15 protein-coding genes and 1 pseudogene are annotated in these 16,589 nt (G+C 67.9%); 4 read left to right on the top strand and 12 right to left on the bottom strand.

Features of this window, described 5'->3' with window-relative positions:
• Positions 1-18 precede the first annotated feature (18 nt).
• From K2224_RS28820 to K2224_RS28805, 4 genes are all read right to left on the bottom strand, one after another.
• Positions 19-765 carry a hypothetical protein gene (locus tag K2224_RS28820; protein WP_221910129.1) on the bottom strand — a complete coding sequence of 249 codons (747 nt, stop codon included), beginning with the start codon at positions 763-765 and terminating at the stop codon, positions 19-21.
• Between the two features lie 59 nt (positions 766-824).
• On the bottom strand, positions 825-989 hold the full coding sequence (locus tag K2224_RS28815) for a hypothetical protein (protein ID WP_189867935.1): 165 nt from the start codon (positions 987-989) through the stop codon (positions 825-827).
• 460 nt (positions 990-1,449) lie between these two features.
• Entirely contained in the window at positions 1,450-2,241 is a 792-nt protein-coding gene (locus K2224_RS28810) for an SDR family NAD(P)-dependent oxidoreductase (RefSeq protein WP_221910128.1), read from the bottom strand.
• Entirely contained in the window at positions 2,234-2,902 is a 669-nt protein-coding gene (locus K2224_RS28805; RefSeq protein ID WP_221910127.1) for a VC0807 family protein, read from the bottom strand. The genes K2224_RS28810 and K2224_RS28805 overlap by 8 nt, the downstream gene beginning before the upstream one ends.
• Positions 2,903-3,095: 193 nt before the next feature.
• On the opposite strand from K2224_RS28805, the gene K2224_RS28800 reads away from it, so the two are divergent.
• The gene (locus K2224_RS28800) at positions 3,096-4,421 is read left to right on the top strand and encodes a histidine kinase (protein WP_260693540.1); all 1,326 of its coding nucleotides are present in this window, start codon (positions 3,096-3,098) and stop codon (positions 4,419-4,421) included.
• Positions 4,373-5,038, top strand: coding sequence for a response regulator transcription factor (locus K2224_RS28795; RefSeq protein ID WP_221910126.1), 666 nt, complete (start codon positions 4,373-4,375; stop codon positions 5,036-5,038). Before K2224_RS28800 ends, K2224_RS28795 begins: the two co-directional genes overlap by 49 nt.
• Positions 5,039-5,106: 68 nt before the next feature.
• Here the strand turns inward: K2224_RS28795 and K2224_RS28790 are convergent, their stop codons facing one another.
• Both K2224_RS28790 and K2224_RS28785 read right to left on the bottom strand, forming a co-directional pair.
• Positions 5,107-5,673 carry a cytidylyltransferase domain-containing protein gene (locus tag K2224_RS28790; RefSeq protein WP_260693539.1) on the bottom strand — a complete coding sequence of 189 codons (567 nt, stop codon included), beginning with the start codon at positions 5,671-5,673 and terminating at the stop codon, positions 5,107-5,109.
• Positions 5,674-5,917: 244 nt separating this feature from the next.
• Complete coding sequence (locus tag K2224_RS28785; RefSeq protein WP_221910125.1) at positions 5,918-6,889, bottom strand: Lrp/AsnC family transcriptional regulator; 972 nt, start codon at positions 6,887-6,889, stop codon at positions 5,918-5,920.
• Positions 6,890-7,011: 122 nt separating this feature from the next.
• Here K2224_RS28785 and K2224_RS28780 point away from each other — a divergent pair, with 122 nt between their 5' ends.
• Positions 7,012-7,884, top strand: a complete 873-nt coding sequence (locus K2224_RS28780) for an NAD(P)H-binding protein (protein ID WP_221910124.1) — start codon at positions 7,012-7,014, stop codon at positions 7,882-7,884.
• A gap of 121 nt (positions 7,885-8,005) precedes the next feature.
• Here K2224_RS28780 and K2224_RS28775 read toward each other — a convergent pair whose 3' ends face one another.
• The 6 genes and pseudogenes from K2224_RS28775 to K2224_RS28750 form a co-directional block, all read right to left on the bottom strand.
• Positions 8,006-8,578 (bottom strand): transposase, encoded by a 573-nt coding sequence (locus tag K2224_RS28775; protein WP_221910123.1) that lies wholly within the window; start codon positions 8,576-8,578, stop codon positions 8,006-8,008.
• A gap of 254 nt (positions 8,579-8,832) precedes the next feature.
• A pseudogene (locus tag K2224_RS41770) lies at positions 8,833-9,519 on the bottom strand (ISL3 family transposase); the annotation flags it as partial.
• Between the two features lie 367 nt (positions 9,520-9,886).
• Positions 9,887-13,135 (bottom strand): M48 family metalloprotease, encoded by a 3,249-nt coding sequence (locus K2224_RS28765; protein WP_221910122.1) that lies wholly within the window; start codon positions 13,133-13,135, stop codon positions 9,887-9,889.
• Positions 13,132-13,635, bottom strand: a complete 504-nt coding sequence (locus K2224_RS28760) for a hypothetical protein (protein ID WP_221910121.1) — start codon at positions 13,633-13,635, stop codon at positions 13,132-13,134. Before K2224_RS28760 ends, K2224_RS28765 begins: the two co-directional genes overlap by 4 nt.
• A gap of 150 nt (positions 13,636-13,785) precedes the next feature.
• Entirely contained in the window at positions 13,786-14,355 is a 570-nt protein-coding gene (locus K2224_RS28755) for a GNAT family N-acetyltransferase (RefSeq protein ID WP_221910120.1), read from the bottom strand.
• Positions 14,356-14,381: 26 nt separating this feature from the next.
• A complete protein-coding gene (locus tag K2224_RS28750; RefSeq protein WP_260693538.1) occupies positions 14,382-15,791 on the bottom strand; it encodes a hypothetical protein in 1,410 nt (469 codons plus the stop codon).
• A gap of 405 nt (positions 15,792-16,196) precedes the next feature.
• Here K2224_RS28750 and K2224_RS28745 point away from each other — a divergent pair, with 405 nt between their 5' ends.
• Positions 16,197-16,571 (top strand): ATP-binding protein, encoded by a 375-nt coding sequence (locus K2224_RS28745; protein ID WP_221910119.1) that lies wholly within the window; start codon positions 16,197-16,199, stop codon positions 16,569-16,571.
• Positions 16,572-16,589 lie beyond the last annotated feature (18 nt).

Below are 16,589 nucleotides of genomic sequence, written 5' to 3'. Positions count from 1 at the left end.
CAAACTACTTGGCGATGGTCAGCTGGTGGCCTTGCCTATGCAGAACCAGACGGTGCCCGCGCCGACTCCGCCGGCCGCGGTGATGCAGGGAACGCATGCAGCACCGGCGGTTCCCACGCATGCTGCTGCGCATGCGGTGCCGATGAGGGCGAGGGCCCAGGACGAGATGCCGGCGCCGGAGAGGCAGTCGTTCAGCTTGCCCCAGCTGAAGCCGAAGGTGGAAATCTGGGGCTGCTTGGCGGGCAGGTCCTTGGGAAGGTCTGCGGCCTTGATGACCTTGTCGGCGGTCAGGGCGCCGTTGCGCCACACCTGCGCGTGACCGGTCTTGTCGTCATGGGTGAGCTGCATCTCCAGCGTTTCGACAACCTTGCCGGAGGAGTCGTAGACGACATTCAGGCTCGCGCCGCGCTCCTGGTCGCTGAAGGGTATGGAGATCTGAGTGTTGCCCTTGTGGAACTTGTAGACCGTGGCGCGTTCCGTCACGAGGGACAAGCCGGCCTTGAGGTGCGTGGCGACCTTCTTGTCGCTGATGCCAGCGGTGACCCGCTTGACCCACGCCTGAGCCTGCTCGCCCTCAAGGACGGAGGACTGGCTCTGCAGCGCCTTGATGTTGCTGACCAGGGCCTCGGTCTCGGGCGAGACATCACTCGCAGAGGACACCGAGGCCGTGACCGGAGCGGCGAATGCCGGGCTCTGGGAGGCGGTGATCCCAATGAGCGAGACGCCTGCCAGGGCTGCAGAGGCGATGCGGTAAGAGAGCTTCACGAAAGCGGACTTCCTTCTTGCTCAAGATGTTTAGGTGTGATTCGGATTGACCAGGGCGGTCAGCGCTTGCGGAGGAGTACGAGAAGGACGAGCACGGAGCTGACGGCAGCAACCGTCCACGGACTGGGGCCGCCGTTCCAGGTGACCACCGCCGCCGCGACGGTCAGAGCCGCGTTGAAGGCGGCAATCCCCAGGGCCAGTCCGCCCGTTCGCTTGTCAGTCATGTGCATCCCCTGCTGTGGTCGATCAACGCCGCGGTCGAAAATGACCATATGAGTGGGGTAAAGCCGCCCCAACCACCATTCAGGCGTAGTGTTCATTTCCGGTCGGAGTTACCCGATCGGCACGACGAGTACCACGGGGTGCACGCCTGCGGATTGCACTGGCAAGTGCCCGCACCCCAGCGAGAGTTGAGTAAGAGATCTGCCTTCGCTGGGGTTGCCCCTGACGTAGCCTCCCCGCTCGAAGCGGCCTTAACGGGATGTCCTCATTTCGCAGGCACGATGGTTGCATCCATGCTGGTGTTTCGCCGCGCGGCAGCGGCTGCGCTTGGAGCCTCTGCGTTCCCGTACCCGCTGATGTTTCCGGGCAGATGAGTAACTGTCCCAACGTCTTCGGCCGCATCGGCCACAGTGAGCGTTTTCCAACCTTGAAGCCGCACGTCACGGGGCTGGCGCATCTGCGCTATCGGCCGTCGAGCACAGTATCCGCTGCTCCGTCCCCGGAGGTCCGGGTGATCGTTATCTGTGGGAACGCGATCGGTGCCAGGGGCCGGTGTGCTTGGACTTCCCAGGCTTGGCCGGTGGTGCCGGTGGCCAGGACGGCAGCGATCGCGTCGGCGACCAGCGTGGGTGGGGCCAGTGCGATCCCGTGCTCTATCAGGTGGGTGTGGTGGGGGGCCAGCAGCGGGGTGTCGATGAAGCCCGGGCAGACGGCATTGATCGTGACGTGGTGGGGCTGCAGGGTTGGGGCCAGTGAGCGGACCAGGCCGATCACTGCGTGTTTAGCTGCCGCGTAGCACACGTCGGCTGAGGGTGCGATGCCGGCGAGGCTTGCGGTGGCGACGATCGCTCCACCGCCTCGTTGGAGCCAGGGCAGTGCGGCCTGGACTCCGAGGATCACGCCGTCCAAGTTGACGTGCATGCTGTGCCGGTAGCGTTGCAGATCGAATTCGGGGCCGATGGCGGTGCCTGCGGGGATCCCAGCGTTCAGGCACAGCACGTCCAGCCGTCCGAAGTCCTCGGTGACCGCTGCGATCAGGGCTTGGTTGTCGTCCGGGGAGGCGACGTCGGTCCGGATGAACCTTCCGCCGACACGGTCGGCGACAGCACGCCCGTGCTCGCTGTTCACGTCGGCGATCACCACGCGGTGCCCGTCCGCTGCCAGACGGTGGGCGACGGCCGAGCCGATCCCGCCAGCGCCGCCGGTGATCACTGCTACCGGGGCCGCTGCTCCTGCGGTACGAGGTTCAGCCATCGGTTCGGACTCCCGCGAAGGCGGCGGACCGCCGGACGTAGTGCACACTGCCTCGCTGCACCAGGATCAACAATGCGACCAACAGCACCGCGCTGGCGATCGGCACGCTGTCCACCGGCATGGTGAACGCCATGCCCACCCGGGCGGCGGCGTCCACCAGGAACACCCCGCCCCACAGCGCGGTGACCACCCGTAGCCCGCCGCGGAACCGCGCATCGTGGCGCCAACCGTCCTCCCAGCGCCGAGCGGTGTGGGCCGGCATGAACTTCACGGTCGCGTCCAGCAGGAACGGCCGACGCCCCAGCAGCGAGCCGAGGATCCACAGGCCGAAAGCACCGGTGCCCCAACTCTCCCTGGCCAGCAGCACGCGGGGGCTGCCGGTGATCAGCGACATCGTGGTGGACACCACCATCGCCATCAGCACGAAGGCGCCGATCGGGTCGACACGGCGATGTCGCGCGATGCTGTGACAGGTGCGCAGCAGCGGCACGGCTCCGCCTGCCAGCAGGGCCCACCACTGGTTCAGGCCGGCGGCTCGCAGCCCGTAGTAGGCCGCCAGCGGAATGCCCGCATCGACCACAACGGTCGTGACCAACGCAGCCACCGGCCGCCGCTCTTGGGCGATGCCTGCACTGCTGTCTTCAGAGTTGTTCGTCTGCATGGCTACGACGCTAGGAACCCGCTGCTGAGCCCGGAATCCACTTGCGCACCGTGCGGGGGTGGAGTTTCCTCTACCCCCGCTCCTGCTCCAAGCTGCCGTATTGCGCCGGTGTGGTGTCGTGCACCTGCGCGGTTTGGGCAGACTGGGCGGCGTGTTGCGAAGCTTGAGAGGTGTTCTGGGCCGTTGGTGGACCGTGGTTCGAGCAGGCGCCCGGGCACGGCGGATCGGGTTTGAGTGGCTGGGCCTGTCGGTGGTGATGGTGCTGGGGCTGTTGGTGACCGTGGTCGCCCTGGCTGGCCTGCTCGTCGGTTTCACCAGTGCGCTTTCCGCGGCCATCGAGGCCAACCGGCATCTGCTCAACCGTTACCGGGCCGCGCTCGGCGAACTGACCGGCACACCGGTCGAAGTCCCCTACGCCCTGACGCCGCAGCCACACGCCCAGCCGCCAGGCTTCGAGCGGCGCCACCGTTTCGCCACACCGGAAATGACCCGGCTGCGGGCCCTGCTTAAGGATCCGGCCACTGCCCGGGACTACCTCTGGATGCTGCTCAACCCGCTCGTCACCCTGGCGCTGTCCGCTGTGCCGCTCGCGATCGCCTGCTACGGACTGGTCTACCTCATCATCGCCGGATCGCGGGACATGGTCACCGGCAGTACCGGCCCGGAGCCCCGGAGCCTCTGGCAGCTGGCCATGAACCCGACCGCGGCGCTGGGCTCCTGGGTCTGGCTGGCCGTCCCTGCCGGCCTGACGCTGTGCGGCGCGGTCCTCGTCCTGGGCCCGGACATGCTGCACGTCCAGGCCGCCGTCAGCCGCCGTCTGCTCGGGCCTACGAAGGCCGCCCACCTCGCCCAACGGGTACGCCGACTCTCCGAGACCCGCGCTGAGACCACCGATGCCCAGGCCGCCGAACTGCGCCGGATCGAACGGGATCTGCACGACGGCGCACAAAGCCGACTCGTCGCGACCGGTATGGCGCTGCGGACCATGGAACACCTGCTGGCCAACGACCCTGAAGCCGCCCGGGAACTACTCGTCGAGGCCCGCCGCAACTGTGCGGGCGCCCTGTCCGACCTACGCGACCTGGTACGCGGCGTGCACCCCCCGGTGCTGGCCGAACGGGGACTGGCCGACGCCTTGCGCGGGCTCGCCCTGGACACCGCGCTACCCGTCACCACAGAGATCACACTCCCCGGCCGGCCACCGGCACCCATCGAGGCAGCCGTCTACTTCGCCCTCTGTGAGCTGCTCACCAATGCCGCGAAACACAGCCGAGCCAACCAGCTCCGGCTGACCGTCGGCGCTACGGATCATTCGCTGTCGGTGACCGTGACCGATGACGGCATCGGCGGCGCCGACCCGACGCGGGGCAGCGGACTGCACGGGGTGCTGCGCCGACTGGCCGCCTTCGACGGCACCATGGAAGTCCACAGCCCGCCAGGCGGACCGACCACGATCACGATGGAGATTCCGTGCGTATTGTCCTCGCCGAGGACCAGTACCTCCTGCGAACCGGCCTGACCCGGCTGCTCACCGCCTACGGCTTCGAGGTCGTCGCGGCCGTCTCCACCGGGCACGAACTGCTGCGGGCGATGACCCAGCTTCGCCCCGAGGTATCCGTCGTGGACGTTCGGCTGCCGCCGACCTTCACCGACGAAGGACTGCGCGCCGCACTCGCCGCACGCAGCCAGATCCCAGGGCTGCCGGTCCTGGTGCTGTCCCAGCACGTCGAAACGCTCTACGCCAGGGAACTGCTCGCCGACGGCACCGGCGGCATCGGCTACCTCCTCAAGGACCGAGTCTTCAGCGACGACGAGTTCGTGGACGCACTGCACCGGATCGCCGGCGGTGGAACCGCCATGGACCCCGAGGTGATCTCCCGGCTGGTCACCGGCAGCTCCAGAGACCAGCCACTGGACCGCCTCACCCCACGCGAGGCGGAGGTGTTGACGCTCATGGCCGAAGGCCGGTCCAACGCCGCGATCGCAACAGCACTGTTCCTGTCCCCCAGTGCGGTCACCAAGCACATCGCCAGCATCTTCGGAAAACTTGGTCTCACCGCATCGCAAGAGGACAACCGGAGGGTCCTGGCCGTGCTGACCTATCTCTCGGCCGACGCGGGCGGATCGAGTCGGTAAGGACACCTGCTCTGTTCACCGCCCCGGGTAGCTCAGGCTCACCGGCTCTTCCGCTGAACGCGCCCTGTTCAAGGACGTGACTGCGCCTGCCGCAGAAGAGCGCGGGCGCGGACGAGGTCCTGAGGGGTATCCACTGCGAGGCCAGCGTCTGTCACGGGCAGCATCCGCACGTTGTACGAGTGATCGACGAAGCGCAGCATCTCGACGCCCTCGGTGCGTTCGAGTGGCCCCTGGTCCAGTCCCCGAAAGACCTCCATGCCGGCAGCGGTGAATCCGTACAGCCCGAGCGGACGGAAGTAGGCCCGGTAGCCGCTCCGCGGGTACGGAATCGGCTGCCGAGAGAACATCAAGGCGTTGCCGTTCGTGCTGATGACGACCTTTACGACGTTGTGGTCGATGGCAGCTGCTGTGTCGGCTATAGGCGTGTAGGCATTGACCGCTGGAGTGGCGGCTTCGAGGTGGGCCACGGCTTCCGAGACGGCGTCGATCGCCGCAGGATCGATGAACGGTTCGTCGCCCTGGACGTTGATGTATCCATCGGCTTGGAGGTGCTGGGCACATTCGGCGACGCGATCGGTGCCGGTGGCGTGCTCGTCCGTCATCAAGCAGGGGATGCCGACAACGAGCTCGCTCACGGACACGGCATGCGCCGCTGCCGCTGCCGCTGCCGCTGCCGCTACAGGGGACAGCAGAAAGCCCACCTGCAGCACGTGTTCACAGCCATCGCCGCAAACATCGAGCGCCTCAGCCGACGGCCGCCGACCGGAGAAGCACCTTCGTCCCGGCCTCCGACCGCCTTTGATGGGGCTCTTTGCTGAAAATCTCCACCCATGCTCTTTGCCTCACGTAGTTTCCGGTTCAACTGAAGGGTTGCTTTGGTCAGCGTGTCGGGAGGTACCCTGCCGCCCCTTTGAGGGTGCGGATGACAGGGGCGGTCTCGATGGAACGGATGGCATCGAGTGCGGCTACACGTGTGGTGAGGTAGCGGCACAGGTCGTCGGCATCACGGCAGTTGACAGCGGCAACGAGGTTGCTGGGGCCTGTGGTCATGGCGGCGAAGGAGACCTCGGGGTGTTCGGCCATGGCCAGCGCCACGTCGGAGAGCCGGGAGGGCTGCACGGACATCCAGAGCCGCGCTTCGGTGGTACAGCCGAGAGCGGCTGGGGCGACGTCGACGATGAAGGTGAGGATTCCGTTCCGGCGCAGCGTGTCCAGGCGGCGTTTGACGGTGGAGTCCGCGTTGCCCGCGACGGTGGCGAGCTCGGCGTAGCTGGCCCGTCCGTCGCGGGCGAGGACGTGCAGCAAGGCCCGGTCCTGATCGTCGAGGGCGACTAGCCCGGCGATCGGGGATGTGGGCGCGGGGCGGAGTGTGCGGGCCTGTTCCTCGGTGAGCCAAGCGGAGCCCGCCCAGGTGGTGGGTAGTGCGGTTGCGCGCAGGAGGAGATGCGCGGAGACCGCGATGACGCGGCTGGTACGCGGAAGCTTGTCGAGCAGCAGGGCGTTGCGGTCGGCTGCGGTTGGTGTCTGGACGTTGCAGGAGATCTCCGTGCCTCCGGAGAGCATGTGCACGTAGGCGGTGTCGGGCCGGGCGGCGAGTGCGCTCGCGATGGCGCCGGCCGCATCCGGGGTGCACTGCACCCGGAGCGTCCAGGAGGTGTAGCCGAGCCGCACCCCGTTGGCCACTCCGACGACCCGCAGCAGGCCGGTCGACCGAAGCCGTCGGTAGCGGCGGGCGACGGTGTTCTCCGAGACGCCCAGCACCTCAGCGACCGCGCGGAACGACACACGGCCGTCGATCTGCAGGGCGTGAATCAGGCCGCGGTCAGTCGCATCCAACGTGACGATATCCATCGATTCAGACTACTGAATGACGGATTCCTGCATCCATTAGCTGCTAGCCAGCGCCAAATCGACGTACCGGCGATCGTGATGGATGAAGGCGCGCCAGCACAGCACAGGCAAGGAGAACTTCGATGACTGCCAAGAACACGATCCTGGTCACCGGGGCAACGGGGAATGTGGGCCGACAGGTGGTGTCCCAACTCACCGCCACCACCTGCAAGGTGCGGGCACTGACCCGCGACCCCGCTGGCGCCGGACTTCCCGATGACGTCGAGGTACGACAGGGAGACCTGGCCGACACCACCACACTGGAGGCAGCTCTGGAAGGCGTGGACGCCGTGTTCCTGATGTGGCCCTTCCACAACGCCGACCCGGCTGCCACCGTCGTGGACGCCATCAAGCGGCACACCCCCCGGGTCGTTTTCCTGTCGTCCGGCGCCGTCCAGGACGGACTCGCCCCCGAGCAGCAACCCCACGCCGTAGGCCAGTCCCATGGGTGCGTCGAACACCTCATCGCGCAATCCGGGCTCGCCTGGTCCCACCTGCGCCCCAGTACCTTCGCCACCAACACCTTGTGGTGGGCCGATCAAATCCAGGCCGGTGACGTGGTGCAGGGCGCCTACGGAGCGGTACCCATGGCGCTCCTCCACGAGGCCGACATCGCCGCCGTAGCCGTGCGTGCCCTCACCCAAGACGGCCACGATCACGCCGTCTACCACCTGACCGGCCCCGAAGTCCTCACCCAAGCCGAGCAAGTGCGAACCATCGGCGAGATGCTGGGCCGCCCCCTCCAGTGGCAAGAGTTGTCCCGCGAGAAAGCACGCCAGCGGCTCCTGGCCGACGACAACTTTCCCGACTCGTTCGTGGATCCCCTCCTCGACGGCTACGCCGACATGCTCGTCGCCCCTCGCCCGAGCGTCACCTCCACAGTCGAAGCAGTCACCGGCACACCCGCCCGCACCTACCGCCAATGGGTGTCCGACCACGCCGCCGACTTCGGGTGACACCGCGCCGACCGCGGCACGAACATGGCCGTCACGCGGGGGTGAGGAACAAGAGCAGGCCTGGCGAACACGTCGAGCACCGGTGGGGATTTTCAGGGCTCTGGCCGCAGTTTCGTGAAGCTCATGGTTGGGTGAGGATCCGGGTCCGGAGGAGTTGGAACGAGGCTCGGCCATACATGGCTCGCTTGAGTGTTTTGACACGGTTTACGTTGCCTTCGACGACGCCGGAACTCCAGGGGAGGGTGAGGCCCGCGGTGACGGCATCGAGGTCCTGGCAGAGGAAGCCGGCGAAGCTCTGCATCGGCTTCGGCGCGTCCTGCTCGGCCTGGCGGATCCATTCCAGTAGCAGGTGACCGCGTCGGTGACGGACGAGTTCGGCGAAGGCACGGGCGAGGTCGCAGGCTCGGGTGATGTCCGGGCAGGCAAGCCGGACCTGAAGAAGCCGTTCCTCCTGGCTTTCGGTGAGGGTGTCGCGTGGGCGCATGATCCAGGAGGTGATCTTGCGCGGGCTGGGAATGTCAGCTCGGACCGGTTCGGCGGTGCCGGCCCGTAGGGCGGCGAGGTGCTTGCGGACGACCTGGCGGCTGCCCCGGTAGCCGCGTTCGCGGATCTCGTTGAACAGGCGGGTGCCACTGACTTGGCCCTGGGCCTCGGTGAAGCGTGCGTTGAGGTATGCCTTGAACGGCTCCAGCACGCCGTTGGGGCGGCGGTCGCGGGCGGAGACGAGCAGTTGTCGAGGTCGGTGTCACGGAATCGCCGTACGGTCTTTCGGTCGAGGTTGAGCCTTCGGGCGATCGCGCTGATCGTCCAACCCTTCTCCACCAGGTGGTGGATGTCCTCGTAGCGGTGGCGGGTCCGCTCGATGATCTGGGTGCGGGGGAGTTCTGGCATCGGCAGCTCCATCGGGACCGGCTCCGGCACTGAGGGTGGGTTCTTCTGCTCGGTGTGTTTGCGCAGGCAGTTGCGGTGTTGGTGACAGGTCTTCTCCACCGCGGCGGACAGGTTTTGAAGCAGGTGCCAGCGATCTGCGACTTCCCGGGCGTTGGAGGCGGCTTCCTTGACCGCCTTCGTGTAGGCGGTGGCCCGGTCGCGGCAGATGATCTCGGCGCCGGGATGCTGCGTGAGCCAGGCCGCGAACGTCTCCAAGGTGCGGTCGGGCAGCACGTCCACGACTCGGCCGGCCTCGGCGTCGACCAGGACGGTGCCGTAGGTGCAGCCCTTGCGGAAGGCGAAATCGTCCACCCCCAGCACCCGCGGGGCGCGGTCCGCAACCGTCGGGGCCGTCAGTAGCCGCAGCAGCCGGGTTCGGCCAGCAGCCAGCCGTAACCTCCGGCACAGCCGCGCGGCCGGACGGCCGCCGAGCTCCACCGCGACCGACCGCAGCCACCCCGTCAGTCCGACGCTCGACCGGCAGTACCGTTCGGTCAACCCACCGACCTGCTCGACGAACGTCCGTCGGGAACAGCTCCTGCGGTCGCAAAAGAACCGCCGTACTCGAAGCCGGACCACGACCTTTCGCCCGCCCAACGGCCGCTCGTCCAGCGTGCGTTGGTACGAACTGTGCACGCTTGTTGCCTGCTTCCGGCAGTCCGGGCACCTGCCCGGCTGGCCCGTGGACACCGCCTCGACCGCCATGAAATCGGGGGAGGCGCTGACGCGTTCCACCCGCACATCGATCCCGGGAAACAGCACACCCTCAACCGTCTTGCTCGCCACGGTAGGAAACACCCTGCCGAAACGATCCGCCGTTCCCCTCCCTGACCTGGGGATTCACGGAACTGCGGCCAGAGCCATTTTCAGAGAGCCTCCAATCCCCTTCCAGAACTTCCTGGACCAGCACGGGATCCCCCGGCCGAGATCATGGCGATCCGCCAGAGACTGAGCAGACGACACCAAGATTCCCGACAGGGTCAAGCTCAGACAAGTCCAATCTTCCCAGGTCAGCGGCACCCCTCACTTACTTGATCAAGCTTCGGACAGTCACACTCGTGAAAGCGCGAGGCTAGTTCCCCGACTGAAGGATCCTGTAGAGAGCCTGGGCCAGGGCGCTGTACTGGTCGGCGGCGGTGATGAGCTGGCTGATGCCCCGCTGGACCAGCACTGTGGAGCCGCTGGTGAAGCCGTTGAGGCAGAGCCCTCCACCCAACTGAGCCTGATCGGCTATGGCCGACCAGGGGGCGGCCTCGGTTGTTTGAACCGGTGGGGCTGACAGCTTGCGGGCCTGCGCCCCGTCCGCGAGCCAGGTGACGCAGATCGGCCGGTACACCTCGGACGGATAACCATCGGCTCCCGAGTGTTTGACCAAGGCATCGCGCAGGTCGCGGTAGTCCTGTGTGTAGGCGATCAGCGCGGCCGTTCCGCCGTTGTTCAGCCAGGTGCGCAGCTTCTGTCGTTCCGCGGCCTTCTCTCTTGCCTGCTCGCCCTGCCGGCCCAGCTCGGTTGGGGGGTCCGCCGCCTGCCGCAGCTGCTGCTGGCCGGTGAGAAGGAGCAGCGGTGCCATACAGGCCACCAGAACGTACGCCCGCCGCAACAGCAGGCTCCCCGGGCCGGGTTGTAGGGGTGCCGGCGTGCGATTGCCGCGGTGGGGGAGGCACCGGAGTGCGAGCACGGCCAGGACCGTCAGCGCGGCGGCGGGCATGGCCACTGCCAGGAGGCGGGGCAGCAGTAGGAGCTGTATCAGCCGCCAGGTCGGCCCGGGCCGGACGGCGCAGGTGGTCGACAACGCGGCCAGCCCGGGCAGGCAGCCCTCGACCGCGGTGAGGAAGGCTGTTGCGAGCAGTCCGGCGAGAAGGCTGACTGCCGCCGCGCCGACAGAGCGAGCGGGCCACTGGGCGCGACGGGCGCGGACAGCGACGGTGATCGCGGTGATCCCGGCCACCGTGACCAGGGACAGCGCCGTCCACAGCGTCACGTCCGGCAACCACTGGCTGCCTGGTGCTCCAGACCGGGCCGGACGCCACCACGCCAGCACTGCCCGGCACGCCACGGCGCCGAGGATCCCGGGCCCGGCGTACGCCGCCGTCGCCACCAGCAGTCGACGCCGCCCCCGCTGTGCGTCACGCTCGCACCCTTCCGCGCGACACCGCAGACCCCGGGTGCGGACGAGCGGGCGCCGGCTCACCACGGCTCCGACGAACGCCACGAGGGTCACGGCGTAGAAGCCCAGACCGAGGGCGAGCGGGGCGACGAGGGTGTGCACCATCAACCAAGCGGGCCGGGGGCCCCAGAAGCACTGGGAGGCTACTGTCTCCGCGCCCGGCACGCAGGCATCGGTGGCGATGAACACAAAGGCCGTGGCCAGCCCGGTCAGCAGCACCGACCCGCCGGCCGCCAGGGACAGCGCCAGCCGGTGCCGGGAGGTCGTCGCGTACACCGCGCAGGTCACGACCGTCACGACCACGAGGATCGCGAGGAGGCTGACCATCGACACCTGGGTGAGCCATGCCGCACTGCGCAAGCCTTTGGGCGGCTCAGTGAGGTGCAACCACATCCGGGTGCCGAGCAGGACCACCGTGCACAGGGCTCCGCCGGCCATCAGCCAGGTCAGCAACCACCGCAGCGAGGGCAGGGTGCCGTTCAGCTCCGGCCACGCCCCCTCCGGTCTCGCGCGCCGCAGCCACTCTGCGGCACCACTCTCCTGCCGGCGCCGCGCCCAGGCGGCGAGGGGGAACAGCCACAGGACGGTCCCCCCGACATGGACCATCGGCGCCGACGTGACCAGAGGGATATAGGCGAGCCATTTCAGCACGGTGGTGTAAGGCATCTGGTCGGCGGGCGTGTCAGGGTATCTCTGAGCCAGCCACGCGTCCCAATTCAGACCGGCGAGAAAGTCGCCCTCCACGAAGAGATGGCCGCGTGTTCTCCACCAGGTGAACCAACCGCCGTAGACCACGAACAGCGCTGCCGTGCCCATCAGATGGCTCGGCACGAGAGAGCGGCCGCGGCAGGTGGTCACCCACAGCTCGGCGCACTGGGCCGCCCACCACAACAGGACAGCCGAACCGGCGACCAGGAGGAGCAGCACCTGCGGCGCCGGGGGGAGCCAGCTGGTGCCCGCGTCGTGGAAGGTCGCAAGTTCTCCCACGCCCAGACCGAGGCCCAGCCACAGGCCGGCTTTCAGACCCGACGGGGCCCGCTCGCCGCACGCCACCGCGTGGGCCACCGCCCGCCACACGGCGACTCCCGCGATACCGGTCACGAGCGCGGCAGCCGTCCATTCCGACACGTCCACGTACCATCCCCCGGTGCCCGCCACACCCCGGACGACCAGATCCAGGTTGAGGCCAACCACGGCTGTCAGCACCCCTGTCAGGAACATCGTGGAGGCACGGATACCGAACATCGGTCCGGGATCCAGCAGCGAAGCTGCCCGTTCCGTCCACGCCGGATGCGTACCCCAGGCACGACGAACATTCCGCAGCAACCGGCCTACGTGGCCGCGTTCGAGTTGCGCGCCGGGTCCCGGAAGGCCACGTGCGCCGCCGCTCCAGCGAGCGGCGTCCAGATCCGCGTACAGCTCCCTGGTGCGCAGCACATCGGCCCGGGCCAGCAGGATCAGAGCGATCAGGAAGGCGATCCGGAAGAGGCCCCGCAGTCCCATGGGCCACTGTGTCCGCCACTGCTCAAGGGTCTCGGCCGGCGACTGTCCCCAGGGATGCGGGTAGAGAGCGAGCAGTGTGCAGGGCAGGAGGACGAGGAACGCGACCGAGCGCCACAGGGCCTCGGTGGCGTACGCGATGCCCACGTCGCGGTTGCGGATATGAGCCAACTCGTGCAGCACGACGAACCGGAAACCCTCGGGGTCCCGGGCCCGGCGGACCACCAGACCGGCGTGCAGGCTCACGGTGTAGGTACCCCAGCGCCCGAAGGCCGCGGCGCTCGACGTGGCCGCCGCCGGGGCCAGCAGGAAGGCCGGGGGCGCTGGGAGCCCGGCGCGCATGGTCAATTCCGAGAGTTCGGCGAGCAGTTCGGGGTCGCGGATCTCGACGAGCCGTGAGCGGCGCCTCTTCCATCCCGGCATCAGCCAGTAAAGCAGGACGGCACAGACGAAGACGACCACGGTGCTGACCGCCACCCACACCTGCCACACTCCCCCGCCCTGCGGTACGGAGTCGAATAACAGGTTGACAGAGGCGGTCGCGATCAGCAGGGCGAACAGGGTGAAGCGGAGATGGGTGCCGGCAGCGAGCACCCTGCGGTCCAGACCGCCACCTGCGGTCGGCGGCGGGGCGCCCCTCCGCTGCTCCGTCACTCCTCCACCTCCCCTGCACCGCCGCCCGGGGAAGAGGAGTCGCCGGCCGATGAGTACGTGGACAGTTCATGGAACACGGCGTTCGCGACAACTGTCGCCCTGGCCGTGTTCAGGCCCGCCTGTGTGCACTGCACGAGGACCTTCTCGCGTACCAGGCCGATTTGCTGCGCCGACAACGGCACAATGATCTCCGGCTCGGCCTGCCGTTCCCGCCTTCTGAACCGCTGCCAGCGCGCCTGTACGACCCGTGTGGTGGACTGCACCGCTGACTTGGCCGTCTCCTGAGCCAACTCCGTCAGGGCCAGCCACAGCACGGACGTCACCAGAGGCATCACGACGTCCAGGCCGTACCCCAGCGTCTCGTTCCGCTCCCGACCGCCCGTCAGATGTCTCGTCCTCGTCGCGGGGTCCATCTGCTCCACCGCGTCCAACAGGACGCGCTCCTCGTGTACGTGTTCGGCGATCACCTTCCGAACGACATGGCTGACGAGAACTGCCATATGTTTCCCCCGACTTGGCGGTTGGACGTGGAGTGTACAAGGGGAATGAGCTAGGCGTAGTTGTCGGCGGCGCCAGGGCAAGCGGCCTGTCGCACCGCGATAGCAGTGTGCAGGCGGGACGCTCCGCGCTTGGTCACGACGCGGTGAGTGTCATCCGTTGGCTGCCGCAGATCCCTCTGCCCGCCATTCGTAATCCAGGACCGAGTACGTGATCGAGTCCCTCCACGCTCCGCGTACGAATACGTGCTCCCGGATGCGGCCTTCCTCCGTCATGCCAGCGCGTAGCAGGGTCTTGGCAGAGGCAGCGTTCAGCGGAGCACGGGCGGCCCAGATGCGGTGCAGACCAAGGTGGTTGAAGCCGAGGGCGCACATCAGGTGCACGGTTTCGGTGCCCAGGCCCACGCCCCAGGTGTCCGGGCGCAGGGCGAAGCCGATGGTGGCGGCCTGCTGGGCGTGCGGGTCGAGTGCCAGGCGGGCATAGCCCACCAGACGCCTGTCCTTCTGGCGGACCACGCCGAGGGCGTATTCGGTGCGAGGTTGCTCACCGGAGGAGGCGACGGAGCGGGAAACGATCTCCCCGACTTGTTCGCGAGTTCGCGGTTCGAAGCTCAGGTGGCGGGTGGCCTCGGCGTCGCCGTAGATGGCGTGTACGGCATCCACGTCGCTGCTGGTGAGTTCGCGCAGTTGAAGCCGGGGGCCCGCGATGTCGACCGGGTGCATGGTCGGGACCCTACCCGCAGGCGATGTTACCTGGGCAGGGCGGCGACAGGGGCCGCTGTGAACGCCTCAATCTCCTCCCGTGCCGTGCGGGCTTCGGGTGCGGTGAGCCATCGGGGATCACGCAGCGCGGTGTGGACCTGCCGCACCGAGGCAACGATGCCGTTGATGCGCTGATCAGCGGGCAGATCGAGAACGGGCCGCATGGCTTCGTCGACGCCATCGAGAGTGCCGGCGCGGACGCGAGCAAGGGCAAGGTCGGTGTATGCCCCGGCCTGGTCGCCGAACGCCCAATCTTCGGGCTCCGCTTGGCGGTAGGCGGCGACGGCCGCTTCGGCCTGCTGTTCAGCCTCGGGGGCGTCGGGCAACCAAGCGGTGGCATCGGCTGCGTAGTAGAGCTGGCGTGGGACGGGGAAGGTCATGATGCCGCCGAACTCGTCCAGGTCGTCCGGGGAGACCGCGTCGCGAGCCCGTTCGGCCTCTGCGAGGGATTCCCGTACGGCTGCCGCATCGCCGAGTGCGGCTCCGGCACGAGCGTGCAAGCAGGACAGCCATACGGCGCTGGTACCGGTTACGCCTGCCACCTGGGAGATGCCGAGGCCAGCGTACTGGGAGGCTTCCTGGTGCCGGCCGTCCCAGTAGGCGATCAGGGATTGCAGGCCACGGACCCAGGCGCGCATGGCGTGGTGGTCCGCGTTGTCCGCGCATACGTAGGCGGTGCGGGCCTGCGTCATCGCCGATCGTGGGTCGCCGAGGTCGTGGCTGGCCTTGGCGAGCATGCCGGAGGTGATGGCGGAGAGCAGGTACAGCTCACGTGCCTGGGTCGGTCGGACGCGGCCGTGTTCGAGGAAGTGGAAGGAGAGGTCCTGGACTTCGACGAGGTCGCCTAGGAGGGTGGCCAGTGGCAGCCGCGGATAGGCGGCGGCGAGGCGCCGCACTTCCTGATGGAGCTCGTCCAGGGTTTCGGGGCCTATGGTGCTGCCTTCTGCCATCGCGCTGAAGCGGAATGCACGACGAGCCGCCATGGCGACCTGCCTCTCTAACGTGTCCCGGCCGGTGCTGTCGCCCGGAGCGGGTCTGCTGGTGAACTCGATGCCGTCGAAGCCGCTGTTTCCTTCGGTGGGGTCGAGCGAGGAGGACGGCGGTCGTGTCGGCATGACGAGCCGAAGTCGGGGGCCGGCATCGGCTGTGGCACCGCTCTCCTCCGCCGGGCCGAGCAGGACATCGACGGGGTATCGGAACATCGCCTCCAGTACCCGGCACAGAGCCGGATAGGGGCGGGTCTTCACCTCGCCGCCGTACCACCGCTCGAACTGCCGCTTCGACACGGTCAGACCGACCAGCGTCGGATCACGGTCCTGCTCGGCGAGTTCGTTGGCGGTGCGCTCGAAGTGAAGTTTGAAGGTCTCGAACACCTGCCAGTGGCGGCTGGTGATCAACGTCCGTAGAAGAGTGGGCCTTTGAGCCATCAATCCCCCGATGGGTTCCGGTCGGCTCGTCGGTTCGACGGTAGCCCCGCAATGCCGCCGTCCGGGAGCGAGAGCTGCCGTGTGCGGGGAGATGACGGTGGAGACGGCGGCATCGTGACGGTACCCATGTCGCCCACGTCCTCAAGCCCGCATCAGACGTCGGTGCTCATGTCGTGGTGACGCACGCCGCTTGGCCGTCAGGCTCGATGCCCGCCCTGAACGCGAGCGACGAGGTGGTGTTCCACCGTGCCAGCAGCAGGAGAAAGCGCAACACAGCGACAGGCAGATTCCCGTACCGAGCCCCGGAGCACGGAGGCGAGGGGGAGTGGCCTGCCCCTGCGGCAAGAGCGAACCTTCCCTCACCACGGCTCGTCCGTGAGCGAGGCACGGAAGTTCGCCACCGAGGCCCTGGCGGCCTGGGGGGTCCGGGACCGACTCGATGACGTGTGTCTGTGCCTGTCAGAGATCGCCACCAACGCGCTCGTACATGCGAGCCCGCCCAGCTTCGGATTCCTGGCACGGCTGAACATCAGCGGCCCGGTGGTTCGACTGGAGGTTCACGACCAGGGGCCAGGCCGGCCCCGCCGAAGGCATCCGAACCTCGATGATCCCTCGGGCCGCGGCCTGCTCCTGGTTGACGAACTGGCCGACGAGTGGGGCGTGGATGACCAGCACGGCCTCGGTAAGACCGTCTGGCTCACCTTCAAGATCACTGATCCTGCCTCGCGCACGCCCAATCGCGAGACCTGACCTGGCCCACTTCGCCAA

Source organism: Streptomyces sp. BHT-5-2 (genome assembly GCF_019774615.1).
Classification (GTDB): domain Bacteria; phylum Actinomycetota; class Actinomycetes; order Streptomycetales; family Streptomycetaceae; genus Streptomyces.
Note: the sequence above shows the minus strand (reverse complement) of the source record. Positions and strands in the feature narration are given on the sequence as shown.

What these genes read in the sequence shown, in the direction of transcription:
- K2224_RS28780 (WP_221910124.1), top strand. Translation starts at nt 7,012, where the DNA reads ATGACTGCCAAGAACACGATCCTGGTCACCGGGGCAACGGGGAATGTG.
- K2224_RS28755 (WP_221910120.1), bottom strand. Translation starts at nt 14,355, where the DNA reads ATGCACCCGGTCGACATCGCGGGCCCCCGGCTTCAACTGCGCGAACTC.
- K2224_RS28815 (WP_189867935.1), bottom strand. Translation starts at nt 989, where the DNA reads ATGACTGACAAGCGAACGGGCGGACTGGCCCTGGGGATTGCCGCCTTC.
- K2224_RS28760 (WP_221910121.1), bottom strand. Translation starts at nt 13,635, where the DNA reads ATGGCAGTTCTCGTCAGCCATGTCGTTCGGAAGGTGATCGCCGAACAC.
- K2224_RS28810 (WP_221910128.1), bottom strand. Translation starts at nt 2,241, where the DNA reads ATGGCTGAACCTCGTACCGCAGGAGCAGCGGCCCCGGTAGCAGTGATC.
- K2224_RS28805 (WP_221910127.1), bottom strand. Translation starts at nt 2,902, where the DNA reads ATGCAGACGAACAACTCTGAAGACAGCAGTGCAGGCATCGCCCAAGAG.
- K2224_RS28785 (WP_221910125.1), bottom strand. Translation starts at nt 6,889, where the DNA reads ATGGATATCGTCACGTTGGATGCGACTGACCGCGGCCTGATTCACGCC.